A 13,891-nucleotide genomic window follows, 5' to 3' on the forward strand; every position below is an offset into this window, starting at 1 on the left:
TCTCAGGGGATTAACCTGCTGCTCCGCATCGCCTCCAGATGGTCTATTAGCACCTCATCAGAGCGCTTAATCATTGCGTCGAAGCCCTGCTGCCGCGCTTTGGTGACATCGAAAATCGCATCTTTCTGCACATGAAAAATAAAATCGCCAAAGCCGCCCAGCGCCAGCCGGTCAATATCACGCTCTTTCAGCTGCGCCTTATCCGCAATTGACGCCCAGAGCGGTTTAAGCGCGCTGAGCCGTTCGCTGAGCGAAATCGGCTGCGCTTCGCCGACAGGCACGCCAAACCACTCAGCCAGTTTTGGCCACACATGGCTCCAGCGGAAAACATCGCCATTGGTGATATTAAAGGCGCCATATTTTTCATTTTCTGCCGCCCAGATGGCGCTCTGGCCAAGGATGCGGCTGTCGGTAATATTCACCAGGGTATGGCGCCAGGCCTCATCCGGGCCGGGAAAGTGGAGGGCGGTGCCGGTTTCACGACAGATTGTGCCATATACGCCAATCAGATTGCCCAGATTCATTGGCGAACCAAATGAGTGGCCAATAACAATATCCGGACGCAGCGCGGTCCAGCCAATGCCTGTCTCATCACCGATTTTTCTGGCGTAGTCTTCATGGCGAAAATAGAGATTAGGTGGAAAATGACGGCTGTCCTCCTCGCGCGCCGGTGTGCGATACACGCCGAGATGCGCGCCGTAGACCTTGCCGCCCTGAATAAAAATGATGTGTTTCAGCGCCGTCGCGGAAGCGCGAACCGCCGTCACCAGGTTTTCAAACATCTGCGCGTTAATATCCGCTTCCACGCCGGGATCGGCATCCTGTTTCAAGGCGGCGTAAAAGATATGGCTAACAGACTCAAAGGCGGCATGGTGCTTACGAAGGTCATCCAGCGAGGTCAGATCGGCGCTGAGATGAGCGGACGCGTGAGGACTCTGTGGCGAACGGCCAAGCGTGGTAATTTGCCAGCCCGCCTGCTGGAAAGCATCGTGCGCAGCAAAGCCGACAACGCCGCTGGCACCTGCTAAAAGGACATGCCTGTTATTCATCTCTCTCTCCATCCGGTGTTAAAAAGAAGTCTGCGTCATTTTTTGACGCATTAATTCTAGAAGCCAGCAGCCAACCTGACGGAAAAACGTCTCTTTCTTTCTGCCTGGCCGCGGTTTGCGGAGCGCTTACCCAGCGTCTCTTTGCGATAAAAGCGCGCCGCTCAGGGGAAAAGGTAAAGCGCTGCCAAAGGGGATGGATGCACAAAAAAGAGAGCGATCTTCTCGCTGCGACAGGGCGGGCCGCTATTTGTCAGAAAGGAAGCGCTAATGAAAATGTCGCCGATACGGTGATAAGCGACAGGCGGCATGTCCTGAATGCAGGCAGGTTAAATTAGAGGTTAACATAACAGCGCCCGCGGTAACCGGGCGCTGTGATACAGACATCGACAGCGGTTCAGACAGCGGGCGACAAGCGGGAAATAGCCTGCAAAAAACAGGGTGCCAGGGGTGCTCGCATGGCGCTGACGCTTTTATGCGTTAATCACTTACTTTTTCTTATAGACGTCAGCCGTACCATGGATTTTATTACTGGTATTGCCCGACGAGAGGACATAAATGTCCCCGCCTTTAGCATCAGCCAGCTTTGATAATTCTGACTTCGCATCAGCGGCGCTGGTTTCACCAGAAGTCGATATATTGCCTACTTTTTCGTACTGATCCTTTACCTTCTCAAAATCATTCTTTGTCATCATTTCTGCGGCAAATGAACTGAATGCGAAGGTACAGGCGATAGTGCCGATAATCACCTTTTTCATTTGTGTTTCCTTTATGAACATGATGTCACGGATGAGTTTTGTTGCCACAATAATATATAGACGATAGCGTGTTAACCTTCTATTTGCTTCTGCCTGTTAGTCTGGTTTTTGTGAGAGTGGCCGTATTTTTTATTCTGTTTTGCCGGGGAGGGTTTTCCCGTTTTTATCTGGACCTGTCAGCCTTCCTGATACGGACGGATTTCTGCATCGATCAGAGAGGCTTAGCTAAACGAAAATGGCGCTGGTTAGCGTGTTTTATGTATAAGCGACAGGGGTTGTTATAAGGTTTTTTTATTTGATGTTGACATTTTTAATGCGGCGCTCCTCTTCTTTAATGTGTTTTTGTGATGTTGATGGATTTTTTATCCAGGGGAAGAAAGTTGAGCGTGCCAATAAAAATTACTTTATAATCGAGAAGGGTTATATGGCTATGATGTAATTCATTTCATCCTGGAGGTAAAATGATTATCTCAAAGAAAGCGTGTATACAACTTAGCGCAATGATGCTCTGCCTGACGCTTGCAGGCTGTTCGTCTAAGGTGGCTGAGAATAGCGATTATTCGGGTTTTTTAGGTGACTATTCGAATCTGAAGCCGGTCAAAACCTCGTCTGGTCAGGAGGTGCTGCGCTGGGTTGCTCCAGATTTCAATATAAATAAATACAAAGACATTTATTTTGCTCCGGTCGTCTATTATCCGCCCCCCAGACCTGACAGTCGCGTCAGTGCCGCTACCCTTGAGCAAATTCGCCTGTATACAGAGCAGCGTCTTAAAAGCGGTGTAAGTTCACACAAACCGTTAAGCAGTCAGCCGCATCAGGGGGGCTTAATGCTTAAGACGGCTATTACCGCGGTCTCAGCTGAAAATAAAGATATACAGTTTTATGAGTTTCTACCCGTTACGGCTGTCGTCGCGGGGACAATGACGGTGACAGGCAAACGCTCGCAAAATACCTTCCTGTTTATTGAGGCCGTGTTAACGGATGTCTCTACCAATAAACCCGTGGTGAAAGTGGTAAGGAAAGCCTATGGCAGCAGAGTGTCAAACAGTCAGGCGCCGATTACTGCGGAAGATATTAAAGGCGCGATTGATGTGATGGTAGCCGATGTTGTGGATTTCCAGGGTCAATAAGCGCAGAGATTAGTTGTTGCAGGAAGCGGTGTTAATGGAGCGAGGCAGTACAGCTATACATCTCCCTCCTGGTCATGTTGAGAACCCCGATAAGGTTCTGCTATCAACATTATCAGGAGGGATTTTTATTTGCAGTCAGAGCGTCTTACCACCCGCCCGCACAGGGCATCAGTGATCAAGATACAGATAATGCACCCAGCTGGTCATGCGCAGCAGAACTTTGCGCATCACAGACACATGCGTGAAGTGATCAGAATAAATAGCGACCTGAGCAAAGATACCGTCCGGTAAGGCATCAACGTCTTTGTTCGGGGCCAGCTCGATCACCGCCAGCACCCCATCGGATGGCGAAGCCGTGCTGAGCGACTGAAGCGTGCCCTGTGCCTGGTAGGTTCCCCCCGGCACTACAGGAAGGACGCTGCTCAGTTTTCCTGAAAATACCTGTCCCGGCAGCGCATTGAAAACCACTTCAGCCTCGTCGCCCTGCTTCAGGCGCAGCAGCGAATTTTGTCTGAACTGCGCCACGATCTGCCGTTTTTGTTCAGGGATAAATATCATGACCGGGCGCAGCGGCAGCGCCGCGGCGTAAGTGCCGGGGCGAATTAAGACCTGAGTGACGTAACCGTTATCTGGCGCGCGCACCACGGTCTGAGCAAGATTATATTCGGCTTCCGCCAGTTGCGCTCTCAGACTGACAATCTGAGACTGTTCGCCGCCGACCAGGCTATTTAACTGGCTTTTAATCTGTTCCTGTTGCGCCAGCGAGCCTTTTACCAGCGCATCCTGCGCCAGAAAATCCTGGCGCGCATTATCAATATCGCGTTCTGAGAACGGATTTACCTTTGCCTTGCTGCCTTGTAAATAACGCTGATAGTCCTGAAATAACCGGTCCCGCTCCGCTGAAACATGACTTGTGTTAGCAATAGCCTCGCTCAGCTGTCCTTTCAGAGACTGAATATTATGAACCGCCGTCGTCAGATCAGCCTGTAGCCGATCAACGCGCGCCTGAAAACGCGTCTGGTCTAAGCGAAATAGCATTTCTCCCTTTTTAATTCGCTGGTTCTGTTTCGCCGTGACTTCCACGACAACGCCGGTTACCTGCGGCGTAATCGGCACAGAGACCACTGCTTTCTGCGCCAGAGACGTATAGGGATGGTTATAATTCATCAGCAGGATAAGCGCGCTAACTATAAAAACGCCGCCCAGCGCCGCCGTGGGAACGGTCCACTTATTGACGGGTATTTTGAAGACTTTAAAAATAGTCCAGGCTATCGCGACGTAGGTCAGAATAATTAATAAATCCATGCTATTACTCCGACGAAGGTGTGTTGAGTCCGGCCTGTTTTCGCTCAAGCTCCGCGACGCGCTGTTGCAGTTGTTCCAGATTATTATTCTGAGTCTGCATTCCCCAGCCCCGTTCAGGTCGATAGAGCGTGGCCCATATCCATAAAAACGGCCATATTACGTGGAGCGTAAACAGGCTTACCCAGCCTGCGACATGAATAGCATCTGCATGAGGATGATTGCGTGATTTCGCAATCAAATAAGGAATGTCATGGAGTATAATGATTCCATAAAAAATAACGATAAAAACGAAGACCAGCACACCCAACGCAAAGTAGTTAAGAAACATACTCGCCTCTTATAAACTGGAATGTACGATGTTAATATAGCACCCGTAGCCGAGGGGATACGAGGACTTAATCATTCGTGGGGGACTTTCTCCCGCTTAATGGGAACAATCTTAAAGGCGTATCAGCTTTCTTTTTGTGATAGTGGCTACAGTTTTACCTGGCCCCGGTTTATTTGGTCAGACGTCTTTATTAGGCTCATTTTATAGTAGGGTACGATAAATTAAGCGAGGCGTTAATTAGTGAGGGTGATTATAATTACTCTGATAATTAACGCGATATTTTTTGTCGCATGGCTTTGTTTTACTTTTACGGTTCGTTTTGTCAGGTCCTGTCTGCATGGCAGGGGTTTTTCCGGCTCGCTGGAAAGGTAGCTGAATTTTATTTGGTTTTATAACGGGCCGTTTCGTTGTCAGGGGATCACTTATTTTATCGTGGTCCTGTTAGTGTTTTAACATGACTAATCAGGCAGGTCGGCATCATGGCGATTTCTCTCTTTCAGTTATAATACGACGATGACAATGAATATCGCGGCGCAACGAGCAGCTTTTTTCAATTATGTAGTGGCGTCAATTAATCTGCTGATATAAGGGGTCAGGCATTGTCTGATAACAAGCCAGGTGAGACGCAGATAGAAAAAATCAAAAGCTGGTCGCCGGTGTGGATTATTCCGCTCGTCACGCTGGCTATTGGCGGATGGATATTGTTTTATCATTACAGCCATCAGGGACCACAGGTAATACTGGTTACTGAAAATGCCGAGGGTATTGAGGCGGGAAAAACAGTTATAAAAAACCGGAGTATTGAGGTCGGCCTGGTGGAGAGCGCAGAACTGACGGACGACCTTCGTCACGTGGTGATTAAGGCCCGCCTGCATACGGGGATGGAAAAATTGCTGCACGCTGACTCTGTTTTTTGGGTCGTTAAGCCTCAGATCGGCCGCGAAGGCGTGACCGGGCTTGGAACCTTGTTGTCGGGCGCGTATATCGAATTAAAGCCAGGCGCTCAGGGCGTACGGCCCGCAGAGTATGCGCTGCTGGATGCTCCGCCGCTGGCGCCCGCTGATGCAAAAGGTATCCGGATCATTCTCGACAGTAACCAGGCCGGTCAGCTGACGCCCGGCAGTCCAGTGCTGTTCCGGGGCTTTCGCGTAGGAACGGTGGAGACCAGTCAGTTTGATGCGGCAAAAAGGACGATGCGTTATCAGCTGTTTATCACGTCGCCTTACGATCGGCTGGTCACCACCAATGCGCGCTTCTGGAAGGATAGCGGTATCGCTGTCGATATGTCAGCCGCAGGCATGCGGGTAGAGGTTGGCTCGCTGACGACTCTGTTCAGCGGAGGCGTAAGCTTTGACGTTCCGGAAGGGTGGGAGCTGGGCCAGCTTGCCAGCAATAAAGCAACCTACCACCTGTATGACGATCGGCGCAGCATTCAAAATTCACGCTATACCCAGCATGTTGATTATCTGATGTTCTTTGACGACTCGGTGCGGGGCCTTCAGGCGGGCGCGCCGGTTGAATTTCGCGGCATACGGCTGGGCACAGTAGCGCAGGTGCCTTTTTTCCTGCCCGGCGTGACGCAGGATTTTCATACTCACTATCATGTGCCGGTGCTTATTCGCATTGAGCCTGAGCGGTTTATCAGCGGCATGGGCAAAGATTTTAACCTGGACCAGCGGCTTGAGCGGGGCAAAAAGCACGGATTAAGGGCCACGCTGAAAACGGGCAATCTGCTCTCTGGTTCGCTCTATGTCGATGTGGATTTTTACGACAACATGGGTCCTTACAATGGCCCTGACAAGGTCGCGGGCTATAAGGTTATCCCGACAACCCGTAGCGGTCTTAACCAGATTCAACAAAAGCTGGTGGCCACGCTGGATAAAATCAATACGCTGCCGCTTACTCCTTTGCTTACCGAAGCAACGGGCACGCTGAGAGAGGGGCAACGTACCTTGCGCGACCTGCAAAAAGGGCTTAAGCAGGTTAATCAGATTGTCGCCAGTCCGGCAATGAAAGTGCTGCCCGAAGAGACGCAAAGAACCCTGCTGGAGCTAAACCGCAGCATGAAGGGCTTACAGCCAGGCTCGCCCGCCTATAACAAAATGGTCGGCGATATGCAGCGCCTCGATCGGGTGCTTCAGGAGCTTCAGCCGCTGCTGAACACCCTCAACGGCAAAAGTAATGCGCTGATCATTGACGCTAAACGGGCAGACGATCCTGTGCCGGTAAGGGCGAAGCAGGAAAGCCGATAGCGCGGTTAATTGTGTAGCGAGATGTTTTTGTAACCACGTCAGGAGAAAATGACGCTGGTTTGACGCTGAGGCAGCGTCAAACCAGACAGGATAACGCAGCGCCCAAAAACGGGCTGGCGGTGAAAAATCAGTGGCGTTTACATTCTGCGCTTAATGAATGACAGGCTGTTTGACTTATTGCCAGGGAAGCGACAGGCACAGAATCATGACTTATGGCGGGGCAGGATCATGCTGGAATTAATTAAAGCGATCGGGTTAGGGCTGGTAGTGCTGCTTCCGCTGGCAAACCCTCTGACGACGGTAGTGCTGTTTTTAGGGCTGGGAAGTGGAATGAACCAGCCTGAGCGCAATCAGGTGGCCAGAACGACATCGATCTGCGTGTTTATCATCTTGATGGTGGCCTGGTATGCCGGTCAGCTGGTGATGAATACCTTTGGTATCTCAATACCGGGTCTACGTATCGCCGGTGGGCTGATTGTTGTGTTCATTGGTTTCAGAATGCTTTTTCCCTCCTCCGCAGACCAAAACCCGCCTGAAGTGCAAAGTAAATCCGAAGAGCTGGCTCGCAGACCTGACACCAGTATCGCTTTTGTCCCGCTGGCAATGCCATCGACGGCTGGACCTGGCACCATCGCAATGGTGATTAGCTCGGCGGCGACCCTGAAGCAGGGCATTGATTTTCCCGCATGGGTGGTGATGATTGCTCCGCCTTTGATCTTCCTCGTGGTCAGTTTCATCACCTGGCTCTGCCTTCGCAGCGCCGGGGCCATCATCCGTATGATAGGGAAAAGCGGGATCGATGCGATTTCTCGCCTGATGGGCTTTCTGTTGGTGTGTATGGGGGTGCAGTTTATGATTAACGGTATCCGTGAAATCATTTCCCTCTACTGACGGCAAAGAAGAAACCTTTACCGGCTATGCTCGTCGCTTGCGCGTTAATTCCCGCATAGCCTGTTGAAAAAGCGCTAAAGCCTCCCGTTAAAATTTCTGGTGACAACCCGGCACGCTCTGTGCAGGATGGTTTTTTTTTATTTTCAGGGAATCACCATGAGCGCAAAGGCGGCAACGTTAGAGAGTCGGATTCGACAGCACTGGGATCGGCTCTCCAGCCATGAACAGCGACTGGCTGACGTGCTGCTGGCTGCGCCAGGTCAACTGGCGATGAACACCGCGACTGAGCTGGCGCGCAGCGCCGGTGTCTCTAAAGCCACCACGACGCGTTTCTTTCGCCACCTGGGCTATGAAAGCTATGAAGCCGCGCGACGTCAGGCCCGTGACATGCAAAGCAGCGGTTCGCCGCTTTATCTGCAAGCCGCGCCGACAGCGTCGCCGCTCGCCAGCATTATGCAGCAGCATCTGGAGAAAGAGATCGCTAACCTGGTCAACAGCTACCGCTCGCTGGACAGCGAGCAGTTACAGCAGGCGGTGAACGCGATAGCCCAGGCTCGACGAGTTATCGTCATGGGCTGGCGCCACAGCCAGACGATTGCTCAGCTCATTTATCGCGACCTGGTGCATATTCATCCTGATGTCCGCCTGTTGCCGCGCCCCGGAGATTCTCTGGCGGAGCATCTGGCCGCGTCCAGTCGACAGGATGTGGTGATTTGCGTTGGCCTGCGCCGCCGCATGCCTGCGCTGGAGGCGGCGATGAGCGCGCTGGCGGAGCGTGAAGTGCCCATGCTCTATATAGCGGATGTGCTCTCTGGCAAACCGGCGCGTCACGCACGCTGGGTGGTACGCTGCCATACCGACAGCAGTTTACTCTTCGACAGCACCGCCGCGCTCTCTGGCGTGTGCAATCTGCTCTGTTCGCTGGTGGCCCGACAAATGGGCAAAACCAGCAGTGATTACCTTGCACAGGTTGAAGCCCTGCACCAGACTCTCAACGAACTTGAATAGTGCCCCATTCTGGCGCGCGCCGCGCCGGAAAACGCCCTGAAACAGCGCAGTTCACCTGTCGCCTTCCCGAAGCGCTGCGCCGCGAATGAAATCTAAGAAATAAAAAAATAAATAAAAGAAACGTTTGTTTCTTTATGATTCTACACATAAAAGTCCCTGATTCCCCGCGCGCGCTAACGAGTGAATGAAAAAACTGGCACAAAATATGCTCAGTAGAAAAAGTCATTTCACCAACACCAGGGAAACACCACAATGAAAAAAACAGCACTGCTGATCGCCGCACTTCTCTCCTTTGCCACCATGGCGCAGGCGCAGGCCGACACCCTGGCCGACATCAGGAGCAGCGGCAAAATGACCGTTGGCATCGATCCAACCTTTCCTCCTTATGAATACACCGACGACAAGGGGGAGATCACCGGCTACAGCGTTGCCATTATGCAGTCCTTCGCCAGAGACCTCGGCGTGAAACTGGCGTTTCAGAAAACCGCCTTCAGCGGTATTTTGCCGGGCCTGATCTCCGGCTCGTTCGACGCCGAAGGCTCCTCTCTCAACATCACCGCTGAGCGCGCTAAAAAAGTGCTGTTCACGGTACCTTACAGCAAAACCGTCAACGGGGTGCTGGTGCGTAAAGAGACCGCTGAAAACTTCAGCGGTAAAACGCTGAGTCCGGACAGCCTGTCTGGCCTGCGCGGCACGGTGAAAACCGCCAGCGTGCCGGAGCAGCTGCTGAAAGGCTTTAATGAGCAGCTGAACAAAGAGGGCAAAAAACCCATCGAGATCATCAGCGTGGATTCTCTGGATCAGACCGTCAGCACGCTGATGAACAGACGCGCTGACTTCGTTTTTGACGACATCGCCGTGCTGGCTCCGGTGGCGAAAAAATATGCGGACAAAGTGACGCAGGTGGGCGAAGTCGGTCCGTCTCAGTGGATGGGATGGGCAACGCGCAAAGCAGACGGCAGCCTGAACAAAGCCATCAGCGATCATATTCTGGCGATGCAAAAAACCGGCGAGCTGAAAAAACTGCAACAGCAGTATCTCGGCACCACCTTTACCGTTCCCGCCAGCAACTTCATTCCTCAGGAGTAATTATGTGCCAGTGCAACCTGACGGTGCCTGCGGGCCATGGCAAAACCTTCCGCGTGCGAAAGGGCCAGTTTATTACCGTGATTGACAGTGAAGGGCAGCAGGCGGCCGATTTCGTCGCGGTTAACGCCGATGATCTGAACGAAAAACTGTCGCCGGTGCATACCCGCCAGCATCTGCGTTCGTTGTTCTTCAAGCCAGGCGATGCGCTCTGGTCGAGTCAAAACCGTCCCATGCTGCGTATCCTGGCCGACAGTATTGGTATTCACGACGCCAACGTGCCCGCCTGCGACCGCACGCGTTTCAGCGTCGATTTTGGCGTGGAGGGGCACCGTAACTGCGTAGACAACCTGCTGGAGGGGATGAAGGAATTTGGCGTCACCTACTACTCGCTGCCCGAACCTTTCAATCTGTTCCAGAACGGCCCGGTAACGGCCGATGGCCGTATGGAAGTGACCGATCCTCACAGCCAGGCAGGTGACAGCATCACGTTTGAGGCGCTGTGCGATCTGATTTGTTCGGTCTCGTCCTGCCCGCAGGACATTATTCCCGGTAACGGTTTACAGGTTACGCCTGTCGCGATCGTGGTAAGCGACGTTTTTCACGCTGAGGAGATCCATCATGCTGTTAATGCGTGAAGGCTATGAAGAAAATGCGCCGCGTACGCTGGCTGACGCCGTCACGGTTGAGCCTGGCTGCGCAGGCTCTGTCAGGGTGCTGCGCGGCCAGCTGCTGCGTATTACCGCGCTGGGCGAGGGGGCGGTCGCGTCGCTGTTTGGCTTTAGCCTGGCTGACCCGCGGGTATGGCTGTCAGTGCATCACACGCGCGTGTTCAGCAACAGCTATCTGCTGGGGTCCGGCATGCGGCTGGTGAACAACCGCCGTCGTCCCGTGATGGTGCTGGGCAAAGACAGCGTGAAGCGCCATGACCTGCTGCTGCCTGCCTCAACCACGGCTTTTCTGGCGGAAAAAGGGTACCAGGGAGAAGGCTGTCTGGAGGCGGTGAGCGGCGAGCTGGCGCGACTGGGAATGGCGGTGCCAAAGCTCCCGGATCCGATTAATTTATTTATGCACGTCAGACTGACCCGAGCGGGCGACATCCTGCCTGAGCCGAACCTGACCAGAGCGGGCGACAGCATCACCTGCCGCGTGGTGATGGACACGCAGTTCATTGTCTCTGCCTGCAACACCGGGATTGAAGGCAACGATCGGCCTGCGCCGCTGCGCCTGTCTGTGGCGGAGAATCTGCACGACTTTAACGCGGAGTGACGCATGGGGCTGGATCAACAGGTAGTGGCCGCGCTGCCGGAACTCGGACACGGCCTGCTGATGACCCTGGTACTGACCGTACTGGCGTCGCTGGTCAGCGTGGTCATGGGGCAGCTGGGCTGTTTTCTGCAACTGCGCCGGGCCTGGGTCTGGCGCGCGGCCGGTAGACTCTACGTCAGCCTGATGCGCGGCACGCCTGCTATCGTGCAGCTGTTTGTGGTGTTTTTCACCCTGCCGCGCCTGGGGTTAGGCGGTCAGCCGATGCTGGCCGCTGTGCTCGCGATCGGGCTTAACAGCGGCGCCTATGTGGCGGAGATTTTGCGCGTTAACCGCTCGCTGGTGACGCGGGGGCAGCTCGAAGCCGCGCGCACCCTGGGTCTGAGCCGCCTGATGACGTGGTGGTATGTGATCAATCCCCAGGTGATGCGCGCCAGTCTGCCCGTGCTGGTCAACGAGTTCACCATTCTGCTGAAGACCACGCCGCTGGCGTCGGTCGTCGCGCTGACCGAACTGACCTATGCCGGACAGATTGTCATTGCGCGCACCTATGAAGCGACACAGGTGCTGCTGCTGGTGGCGGCGGGCTATTTGCTTATCGCGCTGCCCCTGATTGCCGCCGCACGGCGGCTTGAAGCGAAAAGGAGGGGAGCGTAATGGACTGGCGGGCAATTCTCACTTCCTTACCCTCACTGGGCGATGGCCTGCTGGCGACGCTGCAACTCTGTCTCGTTGCGGCTCTCTGCTCGCTGGCGTGGGGCGCGCTGATGGCGCTGCTGCTGATGCGCGCGACGCCATTCTGGCTGCGCTTGCTCAATCTCTACAGCGCCCTGACGCTGGCTTTGCCGCTGCTGGTGGTGATCTATCTGCTCTATTTTGTGCTGCCGGAATATAACGTCACGCTGTCGTCGCCCGTGGTGGGCGTACTGGCGCTGACGCTCTACTACGCGCCCTACATCGCCCAGGTCATTCGCGCCGCCATTGACGCCCTGCCGAAAGGGCAGTGGGAGGCGTGCCGGGTGCTGGGACTGAGCCGCAGTGAGCAGCTGCGCGATGTGGTGCTGCCGCAAACGCTGCCGCAGATGCTGTCGCCGCTGGTTGGGCTGATGATCGGCCTGATCAAAGACTCTGCGCTGCTGTCGATTGTTTCCGTTCAGGAGTTTATGTACGCCGCGAAACAGGCGATTTCAGAAACATACGCACCGCTCGAAATCTACCTCGCTGTGGCGCTCTGTTACTGGCTGCTCAACAGTTTTATCGACTGGCTGGCACGCAGCCTTGAATCCCGCATGACGCGCTATCGTCGCGGCGTGCAGCATTAATCAGGAGAATAGTATGTCAGCTGATTTTCAGCATCGTGAAGTAATAACCCTGCCTGCGCGCTACGGCAAAGCGGTGCGTTTAAACAGAGGCGAAGCGGTTCAGGTGATTAACCTGTACGGCACGCAGGTTGTGGATTGCTGGGCCTATAACGCGCAAGACATCAGCGAGTATATGAGCATGGAGGCCACACGGGTGTGGAATCAGCGCCTGAATCCGAAGGTTGGGGACAGCTTTATTACCAGCCAGCGCCATCCGATTCTGACTCTGGTCGCGGATACGTCGCCGGGCGTGCACGACACTTTTATGGCGGCGTGCGATGCGCGTCGCTATGAGCTGCTGGGCTGCAAGACATTTCATCGCAACTGCCACGATAACCTGTTCGAAGGGATGCGTGAGCTGGGGGTTGAGCTGCCGCACGGTAATCTGGCGTCGTTTAATATTTTCATGAACATTCAGGTACAGCCCGACGGCATCACGCTGAAAACCCTGCCGGTGGTGACCCGGCCTGGCGATTACATCGTGCTACGCGCTGAGATGGATTGCTTTGTCGTCTTTTCAGCCTGCCCACAGGACATCGTCAGTATTCAGGGGCAGGGAGATAATACGCCGCGCGATGCTGAGTTGCGTATTCTGACCGCTGGTTTCCCGGCGGTGCCGCTGAAAGGCGCCTGGGTTCCTGACTGATTATCACAGGCCGCTTCTCCAGGCGTCAGCGTCAGGTTTGTCGTTGACGCCTTATCCGGGCAGGCTCTCAGCTTCTGCCAACAGACACGCGGCGCAGGCGCCTGGCATTGTGTTTATTCCGGCGGCGTCAGGCAATACGCGGCTTAACGAAAAGCGTCGCTTCTGGGGGGAGGCGGAAAAAGCACTCTGGTCTCCAGGGTTTAAAATAGCCGCGTATTTTCAGTATATACTTTCAGCGAATAGAAATGCTGACAAAAAACACTGTTTCTGGTGTGTTTTTTTCATTAAAAACAATGGCATATAACATTTATATCAGAGGGCTGACGGCCTGTTCAATGAGTTCTTATGATGTTTGTCAAAGAAATAAAATAAAGATAATGACATCGTCAGCAAAAAAAGGAGGATGAGGATGAAATGGATGTCATGTTTTATTGCTACTTCTTTATTCATATTTTCATCTGCGTTTCAATCACAAAAATACACTGCTGATAATTTAGCGTCGGTCTCTGTGTTTTCTGTTGGTCTGAATGGATTTGTGGCAAAAAAATTACCCGAGCAGTTGATATATGAAGAGATAAAAAAAGATAGCGATGCGATAACGATCTTTGAAAACATACTGACATCCCCTCACTCTACACCCGCAAGCAAAGCCTACGCGGCTTGTGGACTATGGGAAAAAGGGGCAACGAACAAAATACATCTCGATGACGCTTACGCAAAGCAGGCTGTTAGTGTTCTCAGGGGTGACGTGCTCAGTAAATACAGGCTGAAAGATATTTTTTTCGGGATAACATTGCATGGATGCAAATGAAAA

Annotated in this window: 15 protein-coding genes; 11 read left to right on the plus strand and 4 right to left on the minus strand. The window is 53.3% G+C overall.

Features of this window, described 5'->3' with window-relative positions:
* Nucleotides 1-2: 2 nt before the first annotated feature.
* Together BBB56_RS10515 and yahO are read right to left on the minus strand one after the other, a co-directional pair.
* Nucleotides 3-1,049, minus strand: coding sequence for an SDR family oxidoreductase (locus BBB56_RS10515; protein ID WP_123800907.1), 1,047 nt, complete (start codon nucleotides 1,047-1,049; stop codon nucleotides 3-5).
* Between the two features lie 485 nt (nucleotides 1,050-1,534).
* Nucleotides 1,535-1,804, minus strand: coding sequence for a DUF1471 family periplasmic protein YahO (yahO, locus tag BBB56_RS10520; RefSeq protein WP_123800908.1), 270 nt, complete (start codon nucleotides 1,802-1,804; stop codon nucleotides 1,535-1,537).
* 461 nt (nucleotides 1,805-2,265) lie between these two features.
* On the opposite strand from yahO, the gene BBB56_RS10525 reads away from it, so the two are divergent.
* The gene (locus tag BBB56_RS10525) at nucleotides 2,266-2,934 is read left to right on the plus strand and encodes a DUF3313 domain-containing protein (protein ID WP_233593017.1); all 669 of its coding nucleotides are present in this window, start codon (nucleotides 2,266-2,268) and stop codon (nucleotides 2,932-2,934) included.
* 168 nt (nucleotides 2,935-3,102) lie between these two features.
* On the opposite strand, the gene BBB56_RS10530 is transcribed toward BBB56_RS10525, so the two are convergent.
* Nucleotides 3,103-4,239, minus strand: coding sequence for an HlyD family secretion protein (locus BBB56_RS10530; protein WP_123800909.1), 1,137 nt, complete (start codon nucleotides 4,237-4,239; stop codon nucleotides 3,103-3,105).
* Nucleotides 4,240-4,243: 4 nt separating this feature from the next.
* The gene (locus tag BBB56_RS10535) at nucleotides 4,244-4,567 is read right to left on the minus strand and encodes a DUF3302 domain-containing protein (RefSeq protein WP_123800910.1); all 324 of its coding nucleotides are present in this window, start codon (nucleotides 4,565-4,567) and stop codon (nucleotides 4,244-4,246) included.
* A gap of 599 nt (nucleotides 4,568-5,166) precedes the next feature.
* Here BBB56_RS10535 and pqiB point away from each other — a divergent pair.
* From pqiB to mchS3, 10 genes are all read left to right on the plus strand, one after another.
* Nucleotides 5,167-6,819, plus strand: coding sequence for an intermembrane transport protein PqiB (gene pqiB, locus BBB56_RS10540; protein WP_123800911.1), 1,653 nt, complete (start codon nucleotides 5,167-5,169; stop codon nucleotides 6,817-6,819).
* Nucleotides 6,820-7,047: 228 nt separating this feature from the next.
* Nucleotides 7,048-7,710, plus strand: coding sequence for a MarC family NAAT transporter (locus BBB56_RS10545; protein ID WP_123800912.1), 663 nt, complete (start codon nucleotides 7,048-7,050; stop codon nucleotides 7,708-7,710).
* A gap of 156 nt (nucleotides 7,711-7,866) precedes the next feature.
* Entirely contained in the window at nucleotides 7,867-8,718 is an 852-nt protein-coding gene (locus BBB56_RS10550) for a MurR/RpiR family transcriptional regulator (RefSeq protein WP_123800913.1), read from the plus strand.
* A 252-nt stretch (nucleotides 8,719-8,970) separates the two neighbouring features.
* On the plus strand, nucleotides 8,971-9,807 hold the full coding sequence (locus BBB56_RS10555; RefSeq protein WP_123800914.1) for a transporter substrate-binding domain-containing protein: 837 nt from the start codon (nucleotides 8,971-8,973) through the stop codon (nucleotides 9,805-9,807).
* Between the two features lie 2 nt (nucleotides 9,808-9,809).
* Nucleotides 9,810-10,442, plus strand: coding sequence for a DUF1989 domain-containing protein (locus tag BBB56_RS10560; RefSeq protein ID WP_123800915.1), 633 nt, complete (start codon nucleotides 9,810-9,812; stop codon nucleotides 10,440-10,442).
* Nucleotides 10,426-11,073, plus strand: a complete 648-nt coding sequence (locus BBB56_RS10565) for an urea carboxylase-associated family protein (RefSeq protein ID WP_123800916.1) — start codon at nucleotides 10,426-10,428, stop codon at nucleotides 11,071-11,073. The genes BBB56_RS10560 and BBB56_RS10565 overlap by 17 nt, the downstream gene beginning before the upstream one ends.
* Nucleotides 11,074-11,076: 3 nt before the next feature.
* Nucleotides 11,077-11,727 (plus strand): amino acid ABC transporter permease, encoded by a 651-nt coding sequence (locus BBB56_RS10570; protein WP_123800917.1) that lies wholly within the window; start codon nucleotides 11,077-11,079, stop codon nucleotides 11,725-11,727.
* Nucleotides 11,727-12,392, plus strand: coding sequence for an amino acid ABC transporter permease (locus BBB56_RS10575; protein WP_123800918.1), 666 nt, complete (start codon nucleotides 11,727-11,729; stop codon nucleotides 12,390-12,392). Before BBB56_RS10570 ends, BBB56_RS10575 begins: the two co-directional genes overlap by 1 nt.
* Before the next feature lie 13 nt (nucleotides 12,393-12,405).
* A complete protein-coding gene (locus BBB56_RS10580; RefSeq protein ID WP_123800919.1) occupies nucleotides 12,406-13,077 on the plus strand; it encodes a DUF1989 domain-containing protein in 672 nt (223 codons plus the stop codon).
* A gap of 409 nt (nucleotides 13,078-13,486) precedes the next feature.
* On the plus strand, nucleotides 13,487-13,888 hold the full coding sequence (mchS3, locus tag BBB56_RS10585; protein ID WP_123800920.1) for an MchS3 family protein: 402 nt from the start codon (nucleotides 13,487-13,489) through the stop codon (nucleotides 13,886-13,888).
* The last annotated feature ends 3 nt before the right edge of the window (nucleotides 13,889-13,891 follow it).

The sequence above is a fragment of the Candidatus Pantoea deserta genome, assembly GCF_003813865.1.
GTDB lineage: Bacteria > Pseudomonadota > Gammaproteobacteria > Enterobacterales > Enterobacteriaceae > Pantoea > Pantoea deserta.

Excerpts from the sequence above, each read along its gene's own strand:
- BBB56_RS10515 (WP_123800907.1), bottom strand. The coding sequence starts at position 1,049 with ATGAATAACAGGCATGTCCTTTTAGCAGGTGCCAGCGGCGTTGTCGGC.
- yahO (WP_123800908.1), bottom strand. The coding sequence starts at position 1,804 with ATGAAAAAGGTGATTATCGGCACTATCGCCTGTACCTTCGCATTCAGT.
- BBB56_RS10525 (WP_233593017.1), top strand. The coding sequence starts at position 2,266 with ATGATTATCTCAAAGAAAGCGTGTATACAACTTAGCGCAATGATGCTC.
- BBB56_RS10530 (WP_123800909.1), bottom strand. The coding sequence starts at position 4,239 with ATGGATTTATTAATTATTCTGACCTACGTCGCGATAGCCTGGACTATT.
- BBB56_RS10535 (WP_123800910.1), bottom strand. The coding sequence starts at position 4,567 with ATGTTTCTTAACTACTTTGCGTTGGGTGTGCTGGTCTTCGTTTTTATC.
- BBB56_RS10545 (WP_123800912.1), top strand. The coding sequence starts at position 7,048 with ATGCTGGAATTAATTAAAGCGATCGGGTTAGGGCTGGTAGTGCTGCTT.
- BBB56_RS10550 (WP_123800913.1), top strand. The coding sequence starts at position 7,867 with ATGAGCGCAAAGGCGGCAACGTTAGAGAGTCGGATTCGACAGCACTGG.
- BBB56_RS10555 (WP_123800914.1), top strand. The coding sequence starts at position 8,971 with ATGAAAAAAACAGCACTGCTGATCGCCGCACTTCTCTCCTTTGCCACC.
- BBB56_RS10560 (WP_123800915.1), top strand. The coding sequence starts at position 9,810 with ATGTGCCAGTGCAACCTGACGGTGCCTGCGGGCCATGGCAAAACCTTC.
- BBB56_RS10565 (WP_123800916.1), top strand. The coding sequence starts at position 10,426 with ATGCTGTTAATGCGTGAAGGCTATGAAGAAAATGCGCCGCGTACGCTG.
- BBB56_RS10570 (WP_123800917.1), top strand. The coding sequence starts at position 11,077 with ATGGGGCTGGATCAACAGGTAGTGGCCGCGCTGCCGGAACTCGGACAC.
- BBB56_RS10575 (WP_123800918.1), top strand. The coding sequence starts at position 11,727 with ATGGACTGGCGGGCAATTCTCACTTCCTTACCCTCACTGGGCGATGGC.
- BBB56_RS10580 (WP_123800919.1), top strand. The coding sequence starts at position 12,406 with ATGTCAGCTGATTTTCAGCATCGTGAAGTAATAACCCTGCCTGCGCGC.
- mchS3 (WP_123800920.1), top strand. The coding sequence starts at position 13,487 with ATGAAATGGATGTCATGTTTTATTGCTACTTCTTTATTCATATTTTCA.